Source organism: Streptomyces sp. NPDC013317 (genome assembly GCF_055563155.1).
This window is the reverse complement of sequence record NZ_JBVHDX010000014.1, coordinates 111,701-132,675: the sequence shown is the minus strand read 5'-3', so window position 1 is coordinate 132,675 and position 20,975 is coordinate 111,701. Positions and strand designations below refer to the sequence as shown.

At 69.9% G+C, this 20,975-nt stretch carries 24 protein-coding genes, 1 tRNA gene and 1 pseudogene; 12 read left to right on the top strand and 14 right to left on the bottom strand.

Features of this window, described 5'->3' with window-relative positions; all coding sequences use genetic code 11:
- Window positions 1-82: 82 nt before the first annotated feature.
- Entirely contained in the window at window positions 83-376 is a 294-nt protein-coding gene (locus ACZ3IJ_RS29845) for a DUF6412 domain-containing protein (RefSeq protein ID WP_391797148.1), read from the bottom strand.
- Between the two features lie 33 nt (window positions 377-409).
- A complete protein-coding gene (locus ACZ3IJ_RS29840) occupies window positions 410-1,186 on the bottom strand; it encodes a class E sortase (protein WP_467473125.1) in 777 nt (258 codons plus the stop codon).
- A 63-nt stretch (window positions 1,187-1,249) separates the two neighbouring features.
- Here ACZ3IJ_RS29840 and ACZ3IJ_RS29835 point away from each other — a divergent pair, with 63 nt between their 5' ends.
- A complete protein-coding gene (locus ACZ3IJ_RS29835; RefSeq protein ID WP_467473123.1) occupies window positions 1,250-2,254 on the top strand; it encodes an SEC-C metal-binding domain-containing protein in 1,005 nt (334 codons plus the stop codon).
- Window positions 2,255-2,264: 10 nt separating this feature from the next.
- Here ACZ3IJ_RS29835 and ACZ3IJ_RS29830 read toward each other — a convergent pair whose 3' ends face one another.
- Window positions 2,265-3,374: an MrcB family domain-containing protein gene (locus ACZ3IJ_RS29830; RefSeq protein ID WP_467473121.1), complete on the bottom strand. Its 1,110-nt coding sequence runs from the start codon at window positions 3,372-3,374 to the stop codon at window positions 2,265-2,267.
- A 93-nt stretch (window positions 3,375-3,467) separates the two neighbouring features.
- On the opposite strand from ACZ3IJ_RS29830, the pseudogene ACZ3IJ_RS29825 reads away from it, so the two are divergent.
- From ACZ3IJ_RS29825 to ACZ3IJ_RS29810, 4 genes and pseudogenes are all read left to right on the top strand, one after another.
- Window positions 3,468-3,616 (top strand): annotated as a pseudogene (locus tag ACZ3IJ_RS29825) (Scr1 family TA system antitoxin-like transcriptional regulator); the annotation flags it as partial.
- Window positions 3,613-3,837 (top strand): DUF397 domain-containing protein, encoded by a 225-nt coding sequence (locus ACZ3IJ_RS29820; RefSeq protein WP_467473119.1) that lies wholly within the window; start codon window positions 3,613-3,615, stop codon window positions 3,835-3,837. The pseudogene ACZ3IJ_RS29825 and the gene ACZ3IJ_RS29820, both read left to right, overlap by 4 nt.
- 294 nt (window positions 3,838-4,131) lie before the next feature.
- Window positions 4,132-4,833 (top strand): excalibur calcium-binding domain-containing protein, encoded by a 702-nt coding sequence (locus tag ACZ3IJ_RS29815; protein WP_467473117.1) that lies wholly within the window; start codon window positions 4,132-4,134, stop codon window positions 4,831-4,833.
- Window positions 4,834-4,929: 96 nt separating this feature from the next.
- The gene (locus ACZ3IJ_RS29810) at window positions 4,930-5,235 is read left to right on the top strand and encodes a hypothetical protein (RefSeq protein ID WP_467473115.1); all 306 of its coding nucleotides are present in this window, start codon (window positions 4,930-4,932) and stop codon (window positions 5,233-5,235) included.
- A 268-nt stretch (window positions 5,236-5,503) separates the two neighbouring features.
- On the opposite strand, the gene ACZ3IJ_RS29805 is transcribed toward ACZ3IJ_RS29810, so the two are convergent.
- From ACZ3IJ_RS29805 to ACZ3IJ_RS29790, 4 genes are read right to left on the bottom strand one after another with little or no spacing between them, the layout of a single operon-like run.
- Window positions 5,504-7,015, bottom strand: a complete 1,512-nt coding sequence (locus tag ACZ3IJ_RS29805) for a DUF445 domain-containing protein (RefSeq protein WP_467473225.1) — start codon at window positions 7,013-7,015, stop codon at window positions 5,504-5,506.
- Between the two features lie 26 nt (window positions 7,016-7,041).
- A complete protein-coding gene (locus tag ACZ3IJ_RS29800; protein WP_467473112.1) occupies window positions 7,042-8,025 on the bottom strand; it encodes an ABC transporter ATP-binding protein in 984 nt (327 codons plus the stop codon).
- Between the two features lie 3 nt (window positions 8,026-8,028).
- Window positions 8,029-8,928 (bottom strand): ABC transporter permease, encoded by a 900-nt coding sequence (locus ACZ3IJ_RS29795; protein ID WP_467473109.1) that lies wholly within the window; start codon window positions 8,926-8,928, stop codon window positions 8,029-8,031.
- Complete coding sequence (locus ACZ3IJ_RS29790) at window positions 8,921-9,721, bottom strand: ABC transporter permease (RefSeq protein ID WP_467473224.1); 801 nt, start codon at window positions 9,719-9,721, stop codon at window positions 8,921-8,923. The genes ACZ3IJ_RS29795 and ACZ3IJ_RS29790 overlap by 8 nt, the downstream gene beginning before the upstream one ends.
- Window positions 9,722-9,892: 171 nt before the next feature.
- Between ACZ3IJ_RS29790 and ACZ3IJ_RS29785 the strand changes: the two genes are divergently transcribed.
- The gene (locus ACZ3IJ_RS29785; protein ID WP_467473107.1) at window positions 9,893-12,283 is read left to right on the top strand and encodes a transglycosylase domain-containing protein; all 2,391 of its coding nucleotides are present in this window, start codon (window positions 9,893-9,895) and stop codon (window positions 12,281-12,283) included.
- Here ACZ3IJ_RS29785 and ACZ3IJ_RS29780 read toward each other — a convergent pair.
- The 3 genes from ACZ3IJ_RS29780 to ACZ3IJ_RS29770 form a co-directional block, all read right to left on the bottom strand.
- Complete coding sequence (locus ACZ3IJ_RS29780) at window positions 12,277-12,597, bottom strand: DMT family transporter (protein WP_189805276.1); 321 nt, start codon at window positions 12,595-12,597, stop codon at window positions 12,277-12,279. The genes ACZ3IJ_RS29785 and ACZ3IJ_RS29780 overlap by 7 nt on opposite strands.
- Window positions 12,598-12,778: 181 nt before the next feature.
- The gene (locus ACZ3IJ_RS29775; protein ID WP_189600978.1) at window positions 12,779-13,117 is read right to left on the bottom strand and encodes a GroES family chaperonin; all 339 of its coding nucleotides are present in this window, start codon (window positions 13,115-13,117) and stop codon (window positions 12,779-12,781) included.
- Between the two features lie 46 nt (window positions 13,118-13,163).
- Window positions 13,164-13,484: a DUF3618 domain-containing protein gene (locus tag ACZ3IJ_RS29770; RefSeq protein ID WP_383224027.1), complete on the bottom strand. Its 321-nt coding sequence runs from the start codon at window positions 13,482-13,484 to the stop codon at window positions 13,164-13,166.
- A gap of 121 nt (window positions 13,485-13,605) precedes the next feature.
- Here ACZ3IJ_RS29770 and bcp point away from each other — a divergent pair, with 121 nt between their 5' ends.
- The 4 genes from bcp (at window position 13,606) to ACZ3IJ_RS29750 (ending at window position 15,678) form a co-directional block, all read left to right on the top strand.
- Entirely contained in the window at window positions 13,606-14,073 is a 468-nt protein-coding gene (gene bcp / locus ACZ3IJ_RS29765; protein ID WP_467473104.1) for a thioredoxin-dependent thiol peroxidase, read from the top strand.
- Window positions 14,074-14,243: 170 nt separating this feature from the next.
- Complete coding sequence (locus ACZ3IJ_RS29760) at window positions 14,244-14,882, top strand: HNH endonuclease signature motif containing protein (RefSeq protein WP_467473102.1); 639 nt, start codon at window positions 14,244-14,246, stop codon at window positions 14,880-14,882.
- The gene (locus tag ACZ3IJ_RS29755; RefSeq protein WP_467473101.1) at window positions 14,879-15,544 is read left to right on the top strand and encodes an HNH endonuclease signature motif containing protein; all 666 of its coding nucleotides are present in this window, start codon (window positions 14,879-14,881) and stop codon (window positions 15,542-15,544) included. The genes ACZ3IJ_RS29760 and ACZ3IJ_RS29755 overlap by 4 nt, the downstream gene beginning before the upstream one ends.
- 50 nt (window positions 15,545-15,594) lie before the next feature.
- Window positions 15,595-15,678: transfer RNA gene (locus tag ACZ3IJ_RS29750), tRNA-Leu, on the top strand.
- A gap of 48 nt (window positions 15,679-15,726) precedes the next feature.
- Here the strand turns inward: ACZ3IJ_RS29750 and rdgB are convergent.
- The 4 genes from rdgB to ACZ3IJ_RS29730 form a co-directional block, all read right to left on the bottom strand.
- Entirely contained in the window at window positions 15,727-16,329 is a 603-nt protein-coding gene (rdgB, locus tag ACZ3IJ_RS29745) for an RdgB/HAM1 family non-canonical purine NTP pyrophosphatase (RefSeq protein ID WP_467473099.1), read from the bottom strand.
- A gap of 8 nt (window positions 16,330-16,337) precedes the next feature.
- Window positions 16,338-16,694: a hypothetical protein gene (locus tag ACZ3IJ_RS29740; protein WP_352187535.1), complete on the bottom strand. Its 357-nt coding sequence runs from the start codon at window positions 16,692-16,694 to the stop codon at window positions 16,338-16,340.
- Window positions 16,695-16,798: 104 nt separating this feature from the next.
- On the bottom strand, window positions 16,799-17,530 hold the full coding sequence (gene rph / locus ACZ3IJ_RS29735) for a ribonuclease PH (RefSeq protein ID WP_391797128.1): 732 nt from the start codon (window positions 17,528-17,530) through the stop codon (window positions 16,799-16,801).
- Window positions 17,531-17,602: 72 nt separating this feature from the next.
- Window positions 17,603-17,863: a PTS sugar transporter subunit IIB gene (locus ACZ3IJ_RS29730; RefSeq protein WP_391797127.1), complete on the bottom strand. Its 261-nt coding sequence runs from the start codon at window positions 17,861-17,863 to the stop codon at window positions 17,603-17,605.
- A 222-nt stretch (window positions 17,864-18,085) separates the two neighbouring features.
- Here ACZ3IJ_RS29730 and ACZ3IJ_RS29725 point away from each other — a divergent pair, with 222 nt between their 5' ends.
- Both ACZ3IJ_RS29725 and ACZ3IJ_RS29720 read left to right on the top strand, forming a co-directional pair.
- Entirely contained in the window at window positions 18,086-19,387 is a 1,302-nt protein-coding gene (locus ACZ3IJ_RS29725) for a PTS transporter subunit EIIC (RefSeq protein ID WP_467473098.1), read from the top strand.
- A gap of 272 nt (window positions 19,388-19,659) precedes the next feature.
- Window positions 19,660-20,925 (top strand): PTS transporter subunit EIIC, encoded by a 1,266-nt coding sequence (locus ACZ3IJ_RS29720; RefSeq protein ID WP_391797125.1) that lies wholly within the window; start codon window positions 19,660-19,662, stop codon window positions 20,923-20,925.
- The last annotated feature ends 50 nt before the right edge of the window (window positions 20,926-20,975 follow it).

Genomic DNA, 20,975 nt, shown 5'->3' with positions numbered 1-20,975 from the left:
CCCTCCGAAGGGTCTCGTCGTGCCGGAAGAGGAAACGTCGGCATGACGGAACCGCGCAGGAGTTCTCTGGTCTCGCTGCTCGCTACGCGGCCGTCGGGAGGGGACGGCCGGGTGCCCGGGGCCTGCGGCGCCCGGAGGCGTCGGGATCGCGCTGGGGCAGGAAGGCGGTACGCCGTTCACGGTCGCGGAGCGCGGTGCGTACCCGCGTACGGGGTACGGGCGGGGCGGCCGGGGCGCCGATGAGGGCGCAGACGACGGTGGTCGCGGCGAGGGCGACGGCGGCGGAGACGCCGGCGCCGTCGGAGAGCAGGAGGTCGGCGAGGGCGAGCAGGAAGAAGACCGGAGCGAGCATGCGCAACGCCGCGTCCCTGACCATCGCCCCTCCTCCCTTTACCGCTGTCTCCAGCCGTTATACACGCTTGGCCCAGACGACGAGCCGGTACCGGGAGCTGAACTCCGGGGTGCAGGTGGTGAGGGTCAGGTAGGAACCAGGGTCGGAGTAGCCGTAGGAGGGCTTGACGAGGGAGCGGGGTATGGGCTGGATCACACCGGTGTCGCGGGGTGCGGTCTGTGCCAGCACCTGGTCGACGACGTACGCGTACTCCCGCTCGCGGGTCTGGACACGGATGACGTCGCCCTTACGGAGCCTGTTGATGTACCGGAAGGGCTCGCCGTGGGTGTTGCGGTGCCCGGCGAGGGCGAAGTTGCCGGTCCGCCCGGGCCCGGCGGTCTCCGGGTAGTGGCCGACGTACCCGCGGTCGAGGACGGACCGCTTGGAGACGCCGCGGGCGATGGGGGCGGTGAGGCCGATGCGGGGGATGCGGATGATGGCGTACGCGGAGGAGGGCGGGCTCTCGCCCGGCGGGGCGGCCGGCGGTGCCGCGGCGGCCCCTTCCGTCTCCCCGACCGGCACGTCGGGCGCGACGGACGGCGATCCGGTGACGGACGGCGCGGGGACGACTGCCGGTGATCCCGCCCACTCCCGCTCCAGCACCCGGACCTGCTCACCGGCCTGGGCACGGGCCTGCTGGTTGGTCCACCAGAGCTGGTGGACGACGAGGAGCATGAGGACGACACCGCAGGTGACGACGGCCTCGGCGCACACCCACAGCACCCGCGCGGGCGTGCTCCGCACCCCGCGCGTCTGGACGACGACCGGCACCCGCTCACGCACCCTGTCCCGCACGCGGGGCACGATAAGCGCTGACGCGCCAACTCTCCAGGGCCGTACAGCAGTACGGTGTTCAGCATGCGCCCCGACACGCCTGCCGCCCACGCCACCGAAGCCGAGCGCCTGCTGCGCACCGCCGCGCTGTACCCCGAGGACAGGGAGGCCCTGCTCCTGCGGGCGGCGGCGCACCTGGAACTGGCGGGCGACCGCGCGGCGGCGACGTCCCTGTACGACGACCTGCTGTCGCCGGACCCGGCGGACCCCCATCTGATCCGCGCCCTGAAGGCGGCGAACCTGTGGGAGTACGGCCACGAGGCGGAGGCGCGGGCGATCATCGAGGGCCTGCGCGTCTCGGCACCGTCGGAGGCGGCGCCGTGGGAGATCGTGGTGGAGACCCTGGAGACCCACGACGAACTGGAACTGGCGGAGACGGTCGCGACGGAGGGGGCGACCCTCCTGTCCCCTGCCGCCGTTCCGGGGGACCTCCCCCACCCCACCCGATCGCTCCTGGTGACCCGCCACCGGGTCCGCCGCATGCTGGCGCTCCCGCACGACGACTGGGACACCCTGGCGGACACGCTCCACACGGCGGAGGTCCCCCTGGACGAGCTGCACGACCCGAAGCGCCTGTGGTCGCTGGGCTCCTCGGACCCGGCGGAACTCCAGGCGGAGATCACCCGCCTCCGCAGCGAACTGGGCTCCTACCGCACGGCCCTCTCCCGCCCCTTCCCGGTGGCGGTCCTCCACTGGCCGGAAGCGGAACTGGACGAGCTCCTCTCCTCGTACCCGGAACTGGAATCCGAGTACCCCACGTACCGCGCCCACCTCACGGACATCGAGGCCTCACTCCGAGAACTCGCCGCGGCGGGCACCCCCAACCTGGGCATCGTCCCGGCGACGGTCCCCTCCTACGAAGCCTTCGCCGCCTCGGAAGCCTCCTCCCCGGCCAACGCAGACCTGCTCCCCCAATACGCCACCACCCTCGCAGCCCGAGGCCGCGCAGCCACCTGGCCCCCGGCCCAGGGCGCACCCTGCTGGTGCGGCTCGGCAAGGGCTTACGGGGACTGCCACGGGGCGGAGTGACGGAGCCGGCCTACTCCGAGGCCATCCCCCACTCCCGTGCTTTGGAGGAGCCACCCCAACTGGCGCCGTCTCGCCATATCGAGGCGATGCCCTGCTCCTCCAAGTACGGTGCGTACGCTCCGATTTCCTCGGAGAAAAGCCCTATGAGGAAGGGCGCAGGACGCTTCAAGTAGAGGAAGTGCCGGTACTCGTATAGCTGTCCTACAACTTCACGAACCGCGTTGGTCGGGTTGCCATTACGGACAGCCTTCGCTTCAACCAGCCACTCCTCACTCTGCTCCCTGTCGGCGCCCTGTCGCCGAAGCACTAGGTCCCTCGGGTGCTGCTGCTCGGTGAAAGGGTCGTATCCGCGCTCGCGGATGTAGTCACCGAAGTCCTTGATGAGCTTCTCGTGGTGTCGCTTCTTGACCTGCTGTCTGGCCTTGATCTCAGCCACATAGTCGCTGCTGTCCTTCGGTCGAAAGCCAGCGAGCGGGTCGGGAAGCGGTCGGGCGTGACCGACCTCGTAGGACATCTCCAGCGCGTCGGTGGCGTCACTCATCCACCAGACGCGGTCCGCCTCTTCAGCCCGGCGCAGCGACTCGATGGCGAGCAGCAAGTCCTCCATCAGCACGACATCGCTAGGCAGAGCAGCTGTGTCGTATGACTTTGCGATGACGCTGGCCGCCTCGTAAGCCCGGGGGCGCGCTGCCTTGTCCCGAAGTTCAGGCTCGTCTACCCACCCCTGCCGCTCCTGCCGCCTCACTGCGCGGCGCAGCCGCTCCGCGTGGTGGCGGAGGTGCACCTCGCGTGCGGCACCCCTCCCCAACCGTTCTTCCAGCCACGTAATCCCTTGCTGCAAGGTCAGAGTCACGTTCTTCAGATCGGCGCTGAAGATGTAGGCGAGGTACAGCCCCTTCTTGGGGTCTCTCTCGCCTTCCTCATCGAATATCCCGATCCATGGGGTCGCCGCAGGAGTCGTCTGTCCGCCATGCCCCTTAGCTTTAAACCCCGACGGAAGGGCGAGATCCGTCCGCCTGGCCACCCCCCGCAGTACCTTCTGCCCCTCCACCTCACGGGTCGAGCCGGCGGTGCGGTCGTATGTGCTAGCGACGTCACTGAGCAAGTCTCGGATCCCCATGCGGAGAATCTAGATCAGGCGCCCGCTGGCGTGCATGGGTATCGACAGAGCCAATGAGCCACGGTGGCACCTCACTCACAGGCTGGATTCGATAGGGATGGCATCACCGATGCCCTGTACCTGGAGGGTGCCGAGGACGTCCGTGAATACACACGAGCGTGCGACAACCTGCGAGCCGCTGCGGCCAGCCCCATCACTCCGCCCAGCTGATTGAGATGCTGCTAAAGGAATACGCAAAATGACCTACGCCCCGTATTCGCCGAGCCCGCCGAACCTCCAGTGGTTCAAGTCCTCCTACAGCAACGGCTCGGGAGGCGAGTGTGTGGAGTGCGCGAGGACCGGCGAGGGGGCACTTGTGCGGGACTCGAAGCGTCCGGAGGACCACGCTCTTGCCATCGGAGCGAATGCCTGGCAGGCCGTTGTATCGGCAGCCGCAGCCGGTGGACTCCACCAAGTGCTCTGACGTCACGACTACGCCCTGATCTTCAGCGGCAGCCAACGCGCCGACCGGAAGCAACAGAAGGTGATCTTCACCTAAGGTTCACGATTCCACCACATCGCGCCCGCGGGCGTGGCAGCATCGGTGGCTTCTTCGTCTGCGGAAATGGCGTGGGGGCCTGTTGTGCGTGCCAGAGCGATCGTTGGGGTGGCGGCGTTGGCTGTCGGGGTTCTCTCGGGGTGTGGGGGTGGTGGGGCCGGTGACGGCAAGCGGGTGGCGGCTGCGGAGGTCAGTGCGACTGCTGCTGCGCCGAAGATCGTGTTGAAGCTCGTCGATGACGAGGAGAGTGCCGAGGGCGACCAGATCGTCGTGGACGTGCTCGGCAACGACACCGTGACCGAGGCGTCCGGGAGTGCGGCGAAGCCGCTGGGCGGTGTGTTCGACGGGGGCGGGTACCGGCTGACCGTCGACTCGCCGCCCGCTCAGGGCACCGCCACGGTCGACGGCTCCTTCATCAGCTACACGCCGGCCGCGGGGTACGTGGGTGAGGACGAGTTCACCTACCGGGTCGCCCAGAGCTCCCCGGGAACGGCTCGGGGTACCGCCGTCGTGCGCATCACCGTCGCCGCTCCCGTCGTCACCCCCAGCCCCACCCCCACGCCCACGCCCACGTCGGTGCCGACGCCGGCCCGTACGAAGAAGGTGGCGCCACCGGTCATCTATCCGAACTGCGACGCCGCACGTGCCGCCGGCGCGGCGCCCGTGCGGCGGGGTGATGTCGGGTACGGGAGCCATCTCGACCGTGACGGGGACGGGGTGGGGTGCGAGCCGTACTCCGGTGGATCCGGAGGCTCCGGAGGGTCCACCGGCGGCAGCAGCGGTGGAGGGGGCGGCAGCAGCACGTACTACGCCAACTGCAGCGCCGCCCGGGACGCCGGTGCCGCGCCCGTGCGCCGTGGGGATCCCGGGTACGGGCGGCACCTCGACCGGGACGGGGACGGGGTCGGGTGTGAGGGGTGAGGGGTGAGGGGTGAGGGGTGAGGGGTGAGGGGTGAGGGGTGAGGGGTGAGGTTAGGCTCGTCAGCCTGGACCGTCAGTCGTGAGAGAGGCTTCCTCATGCCCCGCATCCCCGCCCCCGCCATAGCCGCCGCCGGGCTCGTCGGTGGGTACGCCGTCGCCCGATGGACCAAGAAGCGGCCGCTCGGGGGCGTCGTGCTCGCCGCCGCCGGGGGGCTTGCCGCGCGGGAGTGGCAGCAGGTGGCCGGCGGGAAGGCCGCCGCCGCGCTTACCGGGGCGTATGTCGCCGCCTTCGCCGGGTCGCACCCGCTCGCGAAGAAGGTCGGCGCCTGGCCTGCCGTGTTCTCCGTCGCCGGGGCCATGGCCGGCGCCTCCTGGGCCGCCACCCGTAACAGCAAGGGCTGAGCCCGGCGGCCAGCGAACCGTCACCCGTGATCGCAGGGGCTGAGCCCCCGAGACACGTGGGCCGTCGGCCCCGGCCGTATCGCAACAAGGGAAGAAACCCGGGGGCGTTGAACGCCCCGCCCGTCCCGTCCGTATTGGACGGTGCCCTCCCCATGAGCGCTGGGCGGGCGGGTCCCCTACCCCCTGGCCCGCCCAGCGCGTGGCCCACCGGTGCGCCCCGAACCCTCACTCACAGCGGGGCCACCGGTGCCGTCCACAGGCGGCGGACTCAGCCGCCCAGTGCGTGGCTCACCGTGTAGATCAGCAGGCCCGCCAGCGCGCCCACCACCGTGCCGTTGATGCGGATGAACTGGAGGTCCCGGCCGATGTTCGCCTCGATCTTCTTCGAGGTCTGGTCCGCGTCCCAGCTCGCCACCGTGTCGCTGATCAGCGACGTGATCTCCGTGCGGTACGTCGTGACCACATAGGCCGCCGCGTCCTCCGCCCACCCTTCGACCTTCGTCTGCAGACGGCTGTCCGTCACCAGCCTGCCGCCCAGGGAGATCAGCGACGCCCGCGCCCGCAGCCGGAGCTGGCTGCGCTCGTCCTCGGCCGCCGCGATGATCATTCCGCGTACCGACGCCCACGCCGAGGCGATGATGTCCTGCACCTCCGGACGCGCGAGGAGCTCGCCCTTCAGACGCTCCACCCGCGCCCTGGTCTCCGTGTCGCCCTGGAGGTCGGCCGCGAAGTCCGTCAGGAAGCGGTCGATCGCGCCGCGCGCCGGGTGCCCCGGCATGTCCCGCATCTCCGTGACGAAGCGCAGCAGCTCCTTGTACACCCGCTCGCCCACCTTGCGGTCCACGAACCGCGGCGTCCAGCCCGGCGCACCGCCCTGGACCGCGTCCATCACGGAGTCCGCGTGGAAGACGAGCCAGTCGTGCGCCCGCGTGCACACCAGGTCCACCGCCCGGCGGTGCGCCCCGTCCGTGACGATCTTCTCCAGCGTCTTGCCGATGCCCGGCGCGACCTCCGCCGCCTCCGCCCGCCGCGTGATCGCCTCGCCGACCACCGCCTGGACGTCCGCGTCCCGAAGCACCGTCAGGGCGCCCCGGAGCGCCGTCGACAGTTCGCGCGTCACCCGGTCCGCGTGGTCCGGCTCCGCCAGCCACGCCCCCAGGCGGCCCGCGATGCCCAGCGCCTGCAGCCGTCCCCGTACGACATCCGCCGACAGGAAGTTCTCGCCGACGAACGAGCCCAGCGTCGTCCCCAGCTGGTCCTTCTTCGTCGGGATGATCGCCGTGTGCGGGATCGGCAGCCCCAGGGGGCGCCGGAACAGCGCCGTCACCGCGAACCAGTCCGCCAGCGCGCCCACCATGCCGGCCTCCGCCGCCGCCGCCACGTACCCGGCCCAGGCGCCCCACCCCGCGTTCTCCGCCCAGGTCGCCAGGGCGTAGATCACCGCGACCAGGAGGAGGAGGCCTGTCGCGAGGGCCTTCATACGGCGGACCCCGCGGTGCCGCTCCGCGTCCGCCGCCGTGTACGCGAACGCCACCAGCGGCCGTCGCACCGCCTCGCGTCGAACAGCCGTGCCGCCCGTCGCCGCGCCCGTGCCGCCCGATGCCGTGCCCGCGCCGCTCGGCGCCGTGCCCGAGCCGCCCGATGCCGCGCCCGAGCCGCTCGGCGCCGTGCCCGAAGCGCCCGAGCCGCCCGGCCCCGCGCCCGCAGGTCCGCCCGGCGTCCCGCCCGGCGTCCCGCTGCCGGGCTCGCCCCCCGTCCCGCTGCCGGGTTCGCGCCTCATGTCGCTCATCACCCCACCTCCCTACATCAGGGACTTCCCGGGCGCACCTCAAGTTCCCGATCCCCGTACATCTTCGCGATCACGGCCTCGATGTCCGGTTCCCGCACCGACAGATCCACCAGGGGGTACGCCTGCGCCACCGCGGCCACCAGCGGCGCCGCCGACGCCGAGGCGGGGAAGGCGAGGACCTGCCGCACCCCGCCGCCCTCCGACCGTACGAACCGCGCGCCCGGCACCTCGATCGGCGGCAGCTCCCGCGCGAGGTCCACCACCAGCTGGCGCTCGCTCGCACCTATCCCGTGCAGCCCCGCCAGCTCCCCGTCGTACATCAGCCGCCCGTGGTCGATCACCATCACGCGCCGGCACAGCTGCTCGATGTCCGTCAGGTCGTGGGTGGTCAGCAGGACGGTCGTGCCGCGCGAGGCGTTGAGCTCGCGCAGGAACTCCCGTACCCGCGCCTTCGACACCACGTCGAGGCCGATCGTCGGCTCGTCCAGGTACAGCACGTCCGGGTCGTGCAGCAGGGCCGCCGCGATGTCGCCGCGCATCCGCTGCCCGAGGGAGAGCTGCCGTACGGGTACGTCGAGCAGCTCGCCCAGTTCGAGCAGCTCCACGCAGCGGGCGAGATTGGCGGCGAACCGATCGTCCGGGATCCGGTACATCCGGTGCATCAGCCGGTACGAGTCCATCAGCGGCAGGTCCCACCAGAGCGTCGTCCGCTGCCCGAACACCACCCCTATCCGCTGCGCCAGCCGAGTCCGCTCCCGCGCCGGGTCGATCCCCGCGACCCGCAGCCGGCCCCCGCTCGGCGTCAGGATGCCCGTCAGCATCTTGATCGTCGTCGACTTCCCCGCGCCGTTCGGGCCGATGTAGCCGACCATCTCGCCGCGCTCCACGCCGAAGGAGATCCCGTCGACCGCCCGCACCTCACGCTTCTCGCGGCGCAGCAGCCCCGCCCGTCTGCGGACGGTGAAGACCTTCTCCAGACCGTCCAGCTCGATGAAGGCCATGCCTCAGCTCCCTGTGCTTCGATACGAACGGAGTCCGACGCGCCACGCCCAGCCCGCGAGGACGCACGCCACGAGCGCCACCAGCGGCGACGCGAACGCCAGCCAGGACGGCACACCGGCCGGAGCGGGCCGCCCCAGCACGTACAGCGCCGGCAGCCAGCTCACGAACGCCAGCGGCACGACGTACACGACACCCCGCACCAGCTCCTGCGCGAAGATCACCGGCGGGTACTGAAGGAGCGTGTTGCCGCCGTACGTGAACGCGTTGGTCACCTCCGCAGCGTCCTGCGCCCAGAACAGCACCGACGCCCCCACCACCATCACCGCCGCGAAGATCACCGCGCCGCTCACCACCATCACGGGCAGGAGCAGCACCTTCACCGCCGTCCACTCCACGTCCAGCACGACCAGCGCCCAGACCAGCACGAACAGCCCCTGCGCCACCCGGCCGAGCCGCCGCAGCGCGAACTTGTCCGCCGCCACCTGGGCGAGCACCGGCGCCGGCCGCATCAGGAACATGTCGAGCGAGCCGTCCCGCACCCGCCGTCCCATCCGCTGGAGCGAGCCCATCGTCAGGTCCGCGATCCCGAAGGAGGTGCCGGCCGTCCCGTACAGGAACGCGACCTCGGCGAAGGAGAAGCCGCCGAGGCCCCGCACCTGACCGAACATCAGCAGGATGACGACGAAGTCGAAGAACGTGACGCAGAAGGAGGTGAAGAGGGTCAGGGCGAAGGACGCGCGGTAGGTCATCGTCGAGCGGATCCACATCCCGGCGACCATCCGGTACGTACGCCAGGCCTCCCGCGGCGCGGACGGCCCCTCGCCCGTCGCGGGCGCACCCACCCCGCACTCGGCCGTCGCGGGCGCACCCACCCCGCACTCGGCCGTCCTGGGCTCAGCCACCCTGGACCACCACCTTCCGCGTCGCCAGCGACTGCGCCAGCCGCCCCATGAGCAGGAGCGCCACCGCCCAGCAGAGCTGGAAGCCGTACGCCCCGAGAAGCCCCCACCCCTCGTACCGCTCCAGGTACACGTCCGCCGGGATCTGGAGCATCGACGCCCACGGCAGCATCCGCGCCACCTCGCCCAGCGCGCCCGGGAAGACGTTCAGCGGCAGCAGCATCCCGGAGAAGAACAGCCCGCCCAGCCACGCCACCTGCACCACGCCCTGACCGTCCATCAGCCAGAACGCGGACATCGCGACCAGGTACCAGATCGCGAAACCGACCGTCGCCCCCAGCGCGATCGCCAGCAGGAACGCGAGCCAGGTCGAGGGCCGCGTCGGAAGCCGGAAGTCGAAGGCGAGCGCCCCGACCGCCATCGGCACCACCCCGCGGCCCAGCAGCTGATAGGCGCAGCGGCCCGCGTTGGCCGAGAACCACCAGGCCTGGAGGTCCGCCGGACGGTAGAGGTCGACGGCGATGTCACCCGTACGGATGCGCTCGATCAGCTCGTCCTCGAACCCGCCGCCCATCATCCCGCACACCGCGATCAGCCCCTGGCCGATCCACACATAGGCGAGCGCGTCCGCCATGTCGTAGCCGCCCAGGTGGGGCCGCTCGTCCCACAGGGCCATATAGGTGTACGCCAGGATGAATCCGAAGACGGTGTTGGTGAACAGCCCCGCCGCCGTCGCCATCCGGTACGTGGCATGGCGCCGGAAGCCACCCGCGGCCACCGTCGCGTACAGCCGCAGCATGTCGCGCGCTCCCTTCCTCCTGGCACCGACCACACCAAAGCGCACGACCCTAGTGGCGCGCGCTCCGCCACCGCGACTCCTTTTCGAGTCGCATTCCTCAGGTTCTGTCCCGTTACGTGCACTATGGGGAAGGCCATGCCTCCTTCATCCGGTACGGGAGTTCCAGACATGCGCGACGACCAGCCAGCCCCTCCACACCGGCCCGGCTGGACGCCGAGAGACCCCACCGTCCCCACCACACCCCCACCCGCGCCCGCCGCGCCCCCCGGCGCCTCCGGGCGCGCACGGCGCTCGCGCCCCCGGCGCATCCTGCGGGCGCTGTTCCGCACCGCCCTCTTCGGCACGCTGCTGCTGGCCGCCGCGTTCGTCGCCGGGTACCTGCTCGTCGACATCCCGCCCGCCAACGCCACGGCCACCGCCCAGTCCAACGTGTACCTCTACCGCGACGGCAGCCAGATCGCCCGCGACGGCGAGGTCAACCGCGAGAACGTACGCCTCGCGCACGTCCCCCTCACCGTCCAGCACGCCGTACTCGCCGCCGAGGACCGCGACTTCTCCTCCGCACGCGCCGTCGACCCCAAGGCCATGGTCCGCGCCGCCTGGAACACCCTCACCGGCAAGGGCCGCCAGTCCGGCTCCACCATCACCCAGCAGTACGTCAAGAACTACTACCTCGGCCAGGAACAGACCGTCACCCGCAAGGTGAAGGAGTTCTTCATCGCGATCAAGCTCAACCGCGAGAAGAGCAAGGACGAGATCCTCGAGGGATACCTGAACACCAGTTACTTCGGCCGCAACGCCTACGGGATCCAGGCCGCCGCCCGCGCCTACTACGGCAAGGAGGCCGCCGAACTCGACACCGGCGAAGGGGCCTACCTCGCCTCGCTCCTCAACGCGCCCAGCGCCTACGACGTCGCCACCCACCCGGAGAACCGGCCCCGCGCGCTCGCCCGCTGGAACTACGTCCTGGACGGCATGGTCAAGGAGCGGTGGCTCTCCCGCGCCGACCGCGCCACCGCCTCCTTCCCCACGCCCCAGACCGCCCGCCCCGCCACCGGGCTCTCCGGACAGCGCGGCTACATCGTCCAGGCCGTCGAGGACTACCTCACCGCCAACGGCGTCCTCGACGAGAAGACCCTCGCCGGCGGCGGCTACCGCATCACCACCACCCTGGAGAAGGAGAAGCAGGACGCCTTCGTCACCGCCGTCGACGACAAGGTCACCTCCCGGATCGACCCCGCGAACAACCCCGTCGACCGGTACGTACGGGTCGGCGGCGCGGCGATCGAACCCTCCACCGGCCGCGTCGTCGCCATGTACGGCGGCATCGACTACACCCGGCAGTACGTCAACAACGCCACCCGGCGCGACTACCAGGTCGGCTCCACCTTCAAGCCCTTCGTCCTCACCGCCGCGATCGAACACACCTCGCTCACCCAGGACGGCGAGCCGATCACCCCGAACACCTACTACGACGGCGCCGACAAGCGCCCCGTGGAGGGCTGGCCCGGCGCCCACTACGCCCCCGCCAACGAGGACGACGCCTCGTACGGCGCCATCACCGTCCGCACCGCCACCGACGACTCGGTCAACGCCGTGTACGCGCAGATGGCCGTGGACGTCGGGCCCGCGAGGGTCAAGGAGACGGCCGTCGCCCTCGGCCTGCCCGCCCGCACCCCCGACCTCAACGGCTCCCCCTCCATCGCGCTGGGCCCCGCCACCGCGAGCGCACTCGACATGGCCGAGGCCTACGCCACCCTCGCCAACCACGGCCGCCACGGCACGTACACGCTCGTCGAGCGCGTCACCAAGGACGGCCAGGACCTGAACCTCCCGTCATCCGACGCCCGGCAGGTGGTCAGCAGGGAGGCCGCCGACACGACGACGCACGTCCTGCGGAGCGTCGTGGAGAGCGGTACGGGAACAGCGGCGCTGGCCGCCGGACGCCCGGCCGCCGGCAAGACGGGCACCGCCGAGGACGACAAGGCCGCCTGGTTCGCGGGCTACACCCCGGACCTCGCGACCGTCGTCACCGTCATGGGCCAGGACCCCGACACGGGCGAGCAGAAGCCGCTGTACGGCGCGCTCGGCCAGAACCGGATCAACGGGGGCGGCACGCCCGCCGAGATCTGGGGCCACTTCACCCGGGAGGCGCTGGCCGGGACGGAGGCGCGCGAGTTCGAACTCGAGCTGGGCGAAGGGGCGGAGGAGTGGCTGGAGCCGCTGGATCCCCCTCAGCCGGAAGGGCCGGCCGAGGAGGGACCGGAGGAGGACGAGCAGCTGGGCCAGGCGGGTCCGAAGGCACCGCGCCAGCCGCGACAGCCCGAGCCGCCCCAGGCACCTCAGGCACCTCAGCTGCCGCGGCAGGAGGCGGAGCCGCCGGCCCGGCCCGAGACCATCCAGCCGGACCAGCAGCCACCGCGACCCGAGACGGGAACGGGAACGGCGACAGCGACGGGAACGGGGATGGGGATGGGAGCGGGGACGCCGGAACAGGGGCCGCCGCGGCCGCCGCGACCGGAGACGTTCCAGCCGGCCCCGCGACCGCCGGGTCAGTGACCCGAGGTCGCCTTCAGCCCCACCACGGCCACGAGCAGCAGACAGACGAAGAAGATCCGCGCGGCGGTCGCCGGCTCACCGAGCACCACCATGCCGAGCACCGCCGCGCCGGCCGCGCCGATCCCGACCCACACGCCGTACGCCGTACCGATCGGCAGCGTCTTGGCGGCCTGCGACAGCAGCAGCATCGAGGCGACGATCCCGGCGCCCGTGAAGACGCTCGGCCAGAGACGGGTGAACCCGTCCGTGTACTTCATGCCGATGGACCAGCCGACCTCGAGCAGACCGGCGACGATGAGAAGAACCCAGGCCATGACGGCGAACACCTCCGCGAGACGGAACAACAGGGGTGCGTCGTCTTTGCGTACTGCGGTGCAGCGGGCCCGGTACGGCGCGTCTCGTCGGGTGTGTCCAGAGTAGCAAGGAGAAGCCGAAAGGCCTGGTGACACCGGTCACCAGGCCTCAGCACGGAGTGCTGCGGAGTCCTACGTCGTCCTACAGGTACAGCCCGGTGGTGTCCTTCGAACCCTCGAACCGGTCCGCGGCCACCGCGTGCAGGTCGCGCTCCCGCATCAGGACGTACGCGACGCCCCGCACCTCGACCTCGGCACGGTCCTCCGGGTCGTACAGCACCCGGTCACCGGTCTCGACCGTACGGACGTTCTGGCCGACCGCGACGACCTCGGCCCAGGCCAGCCGGCGGCCGACGGCGGCGGTCGCCGGAATGAGGATGCCGCCGCCCGAGCGCCGCTCCCCCTCCGGGGAGTCGGTCCGGACCAGGACACGGTCGTGGAGCATCCGGATGGGCAGCTTGTCGTGGGTGTTCTCGCTCACGGCTCGAACCTACCTGCCCCGGCGTGTCGGACGTACTCGGGAGGGGTCATCCCTTGCGCTTGCGCGTCGACACCGCGAGCAGCCCGACGAGCGCGACGGCGACGAGGGCCACCGGAACCACACGCTCCAGGCGGGGCGCGCCGTCCTCGCCGGTGAACCGTGCCTTCACGTCGGACACCGTCCGGTTCACGGCGACGAACGCCCGCCCGGCGGTCTGGTCGACCGTGGAGGCGACCTTCGCCTTCGCGTCACCGATGATCGTCTTCGGATGCATCCGAATGCCGATCTCGTCGAGAGTCTCGGCAAGCTGCTCGCGCCGGCGGACGATGTCCGCCTCGATCTGTGCAGGGGTCCTGGCCTCCGACACCGCGCTGCCTCCGTAGTCGTAATCGGTCGTTGACGGACAGTCTCTCAGTTTCTCGGTCCGCGGTCTGTCTCAGGCCCCCATTAGGCTCGGTCGTGTACGCGCAGACACCCCGAGGAGAGCCATGAGCGAGCGACTTCAGCCCGGCGACACCGCCCCCGCCTTCACCCTGCCCGACGCGGACGGCAACGAGGTCTCGCTCGCGGACCACAAGGGCCGCAAGGTCATCGTCTACTTCTACCCGGCAGCGCTTACCCCCGGCTGCACCAAGCAGGCCTGCGACTTCACGGACAACCTGGAGCTGCTGGCGGGCGCGGGCTACGACGTGATCGGCGTGTCGCCGGACAAGCCGGAGAAGCTGGCGAAGTTCCGCGAGCAGGAGCACCTGAAGGTGACGCTGGTCGGCGACCCGTCGAAGGAGACGCTGGAGGCGTACGGCGCCTTCGGCGAGAAGAAGCTGTACGGCAAGACGGTGACGGGCGTGATCCGCTCGACGGTGATCGTCGACGAGGACGGCAAGGTGGAGCGCGCGCTCTACAACGTGAAGGCGACGGGCCACGTCGCCAAGGTCATCAAGGACCTGGGGATCTGACACCCGGCACCCCACCCGAGGCCCCGGCACCCACGGAACGGCCCGCACGCTTCCCGAAGCGGCGCGGGCCGTTCCGCATTTCGGACGGACGATGACGTGACCGTCCGATATTCGGCTCGTTACTCCGTACGAGACCACGAACAGGTGGCCGGGACGGAGGGGCGGCAAGGATGCCGGGGAGTCCGTACACGAGGGAACGCCTCGCGAAGGCGGCGAGCGCGTCGAGGACGCTGTCGGAGGCGTTGGAGCGGTTGGGGGTGGATCCGCGGAGCGGGACGCGACGGTATCTGCGCGACCGGATGCGGAGGCTGGGGGTGGACACGTCGCACTTCGAGCGGGAGGGGGCGAGGTGGACGCGGGAGGTGCTGGAGCCGGTGGTGGCGGTGTCGACGAGTGTGTGCGAGGTTCTACGACGGCTCGGGCTCGAAGTGGTCGGCGGCCACCATGCGCACCTCAGCCGGCGGATCAAGGCGTACGGCATCGACACGTCCCACTTCAGGCCGCCTTCCCGCGCAGGTGAACTCCGCCGACGATCCCCCGAGGCCCTTCTCGTCGAGCAGGACCCAAGCCAGGCGCGGCGCATCCCGAGCGACCGCCTCAAGCGGGCGATGGCCGCCAAGGGCGTTACGGAGCGCTGCGCACGCTGCAGCATCGAAGCGACATGGAGAGGGCGTCCGCTCCCCCTCGAGGTCGACCACATCGATGGAAATTGGCGCAACAATCGGATCGAGAACCTGCGGTTCCTCTGCCCCAACTGCCACTCGACGACAGACACATACCGCGGACGAGGCAAGGGGCGTCGCTCGTGAGCGAGAAAGTCCGCTACACGCGGGAGCGCTTGATCGAGGCTGCCGAGCGGTGCCGCACCATCGAGGAGGTCGTCTCCTTCTTCGGGACTGCCCCCTACGGCCGCCTGCGTCGCTACTTGTGGGGCCGGTTCGATCACTACGGCATCGACGTCTCACATATCCCGCGAAGGGCCTATCGCATGTCTGGCACCCGGCCGACGGCTGCAGAGCTCGCTGCGGCCGTGGACGCGGCCATCTCTTTGGCCGGCGCTTTACGAGCCCTGGGCCGACCGGACAGCGGTAGTCAGAGGGCGCTTCTGAAGCAGTGGATCATCGACGACGGCGTATCCACTCGTCATTTTCTGGGGCAGGCTCACCAGCGGGGCAGGGCTGGCGCCACGCCGATCCGCCGAGCCTCAGACGTTCTGGTTCAGCACGATGGCCATCGACGCACCAAGACCGTGATTCTGCGCCGAGCCCTCTCGGAGATCGGCGTACCGGAAGCGTGCATGGAATGCGGCACCGGCCCCGAATGGGGCGGACGACCCATGACGCTGGAGATCGACCACATCAACGGCGACTGGCGTGACGATCGCGCCGACAACCTTCGACTACTGTGCCCCAACTGCCATGCGATCACCGATAGCTGGTGCCGAGGGGGCAAGCGCCAGAGGCCTACGTAGCGACATCCGTGTCTACGCTGCCGCTTGCCCGCTACCATGGCAAGCGGCTAGCGGCCGTGGTGGAATTGGCCTACACGCAACTTTTAGGTAGTTGTGGGAGAAATCCCTTGAGGGTTCGAGTCCCTCCGGCCGCACTGTGAAGGGCGCGTCACCCACGGGGTGTCGCGCCCTTCTTGTCCGTCTCAGCCCAGCAGCTCCCTGACCACCGGTACCAGCGCCCTGAAGGCCTTCCCCCGGTGGCTGATCGCGTTCTTCTCGTCCGGGGTCAGCTCGGCGCACGTCACGTCGTAGCCGTCCGGCTGGAGGATCGGGTCGTAGCCGAAGCCGTTCGTGCCGGTCGGGGTGTGGCGCAACACCCCTCGCATGCGGCCTTCGACCACGCGCTCCGTGCCGTCGGGGAGGGCCAGGGCCGCCGCGCAGAAGAAGTGGGCGCCGCGGTGGGTGTCGTCGATGTCGGAGAGCTGGGCCAGGAGCAGGTCCAGGTTGGCGCGGTCGTTGCCGTGGGTGCCGGACCAGCGGGCCGAGAAGATGCCCGGGGCGCCGTTGAGGACGTCGACGCAGAGGCCGGAGTCGTCGGCGACGGCCGGCAGGCCGGTGGCCTGGGCCAGGGCGTGGGCCTTGAGGAGGGCGTTCTCGGCGAAGGTGACGCCGGTCTCCTTGACGTCGGGGATCTCCGGGTACGCGTCCGCGCCGACGAGCTCGTGGGTGAGGCCTGCGTCGGCGAGGATCGCGTGGAGTTCGGTGATCTTCCCGGCGTTGCGGGTGGCGAGGATCAGACGGGTCATGCTCCCGATTATCCCGGGGTGCAGACCTTCCCGATCTCGGTGGCCGCGTCGGTGATCGGCTTGATGTCCGGGGTGGTGTCGCCGTTGTTGACGGCGGTCTTCACGGATTCGACGCCCTTGGTCAGGTCGTCGACGGCCTTGGAGAGGTCCGCGTTGTCGGTGGTGTCCTGGAGCTTGCCGAGCTCCGTGGATATCTCGTTCAGGGCCTCGTTGAGCTGTGTCGGGTCGTTGGAGGCGTTGGAGACCGCCTGCGAGAGCTTGTCGACGCTGGTGGCGATCGCGTCGGCGGTGGCGACACAGTCCATCGCCTTGTCGAGTGCTCCGCAGCCGACGAGGGTGGTGGTGAGTACGGCTGCCGAGGCCATGGCGAGTGCGAGTCGGCGCTTCAAGACGGGTCCTCCCCGAGGGATATGGATGACGGGCGTACGGTCCTGCCGTACGCCCGTGTCCATGAAGACGCCGTTGGGGCCTACAGAGTTCCTTCGAGGGCCTGGCGCTGGATCTCGGCGAGTTCGGCGCAGCCGCCGGAGGCGAGGTCGAGGAGGGCGTTGAGCTCCTTGCGGTCGAAGGGCTCCGCCTCGGCGGTGCCCTGGACCTCGACGAAGCGGCCGTCGCCGGTGCAGACGACGTTCATGTCGGTCTCGGCGCGGACGTCCTCCTCGTAGCAGAGGTCGAGGAGGGGGGTGCCGTCGACGATGCCGACGGAGACGGCGCCGACGGTGCCGGTGAGGGGCTTGCGGCCGGCCTTGACGAGCTTCTTGCCCTGGGCCCAGGTGACGGCGTCGGCGAGGGCGACGTAGGCGCCGGTGATGGCGGCGGTGCGGGTGCCGCCGTCGGCCTGGAGGACGTCGCAGTCGAGGACGATGGTGTTCTCGCCGAGGGCCTTGTAGTCGATGACGGCGCGCAGGGAGCGGCCGATGAGGCGGGAGATCTCGTGTGTGCGGCCGCCGATCTTGCCGCGGACGGATTCGCGGTCGCCGCGGGTGTTGGTGGCGCGCGGGAGCATGGAGTACTCGCCGGTGACCCAGCCTTCGCCGCTGCCCTTGCGCCAGCGCGGGACGCCTTCGGTGACGGAGGCGGTGCAGAAGACCTTGGTGTCGCCGAAGGAGATGAGGACGGAGCCCTCGGCGTGCTTGCTCCATCCGCGTTCGATGGTGACGGGGCGGAGCTGTTCGGGGGTACGGCCGTCGATACGAGACATGCTCCGAGCGTAGCCGTACGCGGAGGGGCCCGGTCCCCTGCCGGACCGGGCCCCTGCGGCCGATGGGGCTGGTTACATCATGTCTTCGATGTCGGCGGCGATCGGGTCGGCGTCGGTGCCGATGACGACCTGGATCGCGGTGCCCATCTTGACGACGCCGTGGGCGCCGGCGGCCTTGAGGGCGGCTTCGTCGACCTTGGAGGGGTCGACGACCTCGGTGCGCAGGCGGGTGATGCAGCCCTCGACCTCTTCGATGTTGTCGATGCCGCCGAGCCCGGCGACGATCTTCTCAGCCTTGCTGGCCATGTTTTCTCCCTGTCCGTTCCTGTTCAAAGAACGTGAGTCCCGGCGCACCGTTGGTCCGCTTTGTCACGGTAACCCACGGTTGGCCCAACTTCGCGAGCGAGTGCCCTCGTTCTGCCGAATGATGACGATCACCGGCGGCCTGCCCTCGGCGGGCTACGGGAGCCTATCGCAACTGGTCTACACCACCTCTACTCCGCCAGTGGCAACGTCAGCAGGGCTCGGCATGTTCCGGGTTCAGGGAGGACGCCGATGAGTACGGACAGCGCCGCGGCCGCGCCGAGGAAGTCGATGTGGGGCGGCCTGTTCCAGGGGCTGCAGAAGATGGGGCGCAGCCTCCAGCTCCCCATCGCCGTCCTCCCGGCGGCCGGCATCCTCAACCGCCTCGGTCAGCCCGACGTCTTCGGCGCCGAGGGTCTGGGCTGGGACAACGTCGCCAAGGTGATGGCAGGGGCGGGCGGGGCGCTGCTCGACGGCAATCTGGGTCTGCCCCTGCTGTTCTGCATCGGTGTGGCGATCGGCCTGGCCAAGAAGGCGGACGGCTCGACCGCGCTGGCGGCGACGGTCGGCTTCCTCGTCTACTACAACGTGCTGCGCCAGTTCCCCGAGACGTGCCCCGAGGGCACGGTGGACATCAACGGGGGCTGCCTCGCGCCCGAGCAGGCCTTCACCGGGTACACGTACCAGAACCCGGGCGTCTTCGGTGGCATCGTCATCGGTCTGCTGGCGGCCTGGTTCTGGCAGCGGTACCACCGGGTGCGGCTGGTGGACTGGCTGGGCTTCTTCAACGGCCGGCGGCTCGTGCCGATCATCATGACCTTCGTCGCGATCGCCTTCGCGTCCCTGTGCCTCTGGGTCTGGCCGCCGATCGGCGACGCGCTGGAGAACTTCAGCGACTGGCTGGTGGGCCTGGGCGCCTGGGGTTCGGGCATCTTCGGTGTCGCCAACCGCGCGCTGCTGGTGATCGGCCTGCACCAGTTCCTGAACGTGCCCATCTGGTTCCAGTTCGGCACGTACGAGAGGCCGGACGGCACGACGGTCCACGGCGACATCCCGATGTTCCTCGCGGGCGACCCGGAGGCCGGCCAGTTCCTGACCGGCTTCTTCCCGATCATGATGTTCGCCCTCCCTGCGGCCGCCCTGGCGATCACCCACTGCGCCAAGCCGCGCCGGCGCAAGGAGGTGGGCGGCATGATGCTGTCGGTCGCGCTGACCTCGTTCGTCACCGGCATCACGGAGCCGATCGAGTACTCGTTCCTCTTCATCGCCCCCCTGCTGTACGCGATCCACGCGCTGCTCACGGGTGTGTCGATGGCCGTGACCTGGGCGCTCGGGGTCAAGGACGGCTTCAGTTTCTCCGCGGGCCTGATCGACTACGTCATCAACTGGAACCTGGCGACGAAGCCGTGGCTGATCATTCCGATCGGCCTGGGCTTCGCTCTCGTCTATTACGTGATCTTCCGGTTCGCGATCACCAGGTTCGATCTTCCGACGCCCGGCCGCGAGCCGGACGAGCTGGAGGAGGAGATGGACCGGGACACCACCAAGGCGTAGCGCGAGGCGGCGTGATTCGGGGCTTTCGCCCCGTTGCCGTGAGACGGAAGGCCCCAGGACCGCACGGTCCTGGGGCCTTCCGCCGTTCACACCCAGCTATGGCTCGGGCACGGAGAATTCGCAGGTTCCTTATCTAAGTCTCACGTGCTAAAACTGGTCTACACCACTCATTGGTGTAGACCACGCGGTCCAGTCCACCGCGTTCCACGAGACGCCGCCGTCACCCCCTTTTTCTGACCTCTGGCGGCGCCTTGCCTTACTGGAGGAAGTTGATGAGTACGGCCACCGCCCAGGCCGCCGCTCCCGCGAAGAAGCGCGGATCCGGCCTGTTCCAGGGCCTGCAGAAGGTCGGTCGCAGCCTGCAGCTGCCGATCGCCGTTCTGCCGGCCGCGGGTATCTTGCTCCGTCTCGGCCAGCCTGACGTCTTCGGCAAGGACGGCCTCGGATGGGACAAGGTCGCCTCCGTGTTCGCCACGGCCGGTGACGCAGTCTTCGCCAACCTGCCGCTGCTGTTCTGCATAGGCGTGGCCATCGGCTTCGCCAAGAAGGCCGACGGCTCCACCGCCCTGGCCGCCCTCGTGGGCTTCCTGGTCTACAGCAACGTCCTCAAGGCGTTCCCGGTCACCGACGCCGTGGTCAACACCACCGCCAACAAGGGTGTCGACGTCGCCGCGACGTACAACAACCCGGGCGTCCTCGGCGGCATCCTGATGGGTCTGCTCTCCGCGGTCCTGTGGCAGAAGTTCCACCGCACCAAGCTGGTCGACTGGCTCGGCTTCTTCAACGGCCGCCGTCTCGTCCCGATCATCATGGCCTTCGTCGGCACGCTCGTCGGCGTCGTATTCGGCCTCGTCTGGGAGCCCATCGGCAACGGCATCTCCAGCTTCGGCGAGTGGATGACCGGCCTCGGCGCCGGTGGCGCCGGCCTCTTCGGCCTGATCAACCGCGCGCTGATCCCGGTCGGCATGCACCAGTTCGTGAACACCGTCTCCTGGTTCCAGATCGGTGACTTCACCAACGCGGCCGGCGAGGTCGTCCACGGTGACCTGAACCGCTTCTTCGCAGGTGACCCGAGCGCCGGAATCTTCATGTCGGGCTTCTTCCCGATCATGATGTTCGGCCTGCCGGCCGCCGCGCTCGCCATCGCGCACGCCGCCCGCCCCGAGCGCCGCAAGGCCGTCATGGGCATGATGCTCTCCCTCGCGCTGACCTCCTTCGTCACCGGTATCACCGAGCCGATCGAGTTCACGTTCATGTTCATCGCGCCGCTGCTGTACGCGATCCACGCGGTCCTCACCGCCATCTCGATGGCCGTGACCTGGGCGCTCGGTGTCCACGCGGGCTTCACCTTCTCCGCGGGCTTCATCGACTACGCGCTGAACTGGAACCTGGCGACCAAGCCCTGGATGATCATTCCGATCGGTCTGGTCTTCGCCGCGATCTACTACGGCGTCTTCCGCTTCGCGATCACCAAGTTCAACCTCCCGACCCCGGGCCGCGAGTCCGACGAGGAGATCGAGGACCTCACCAAGGCGTGAGCCTCACCCGAACGACGGAAGGGCCCCGGAACCGAGACACGGTTCCGGGG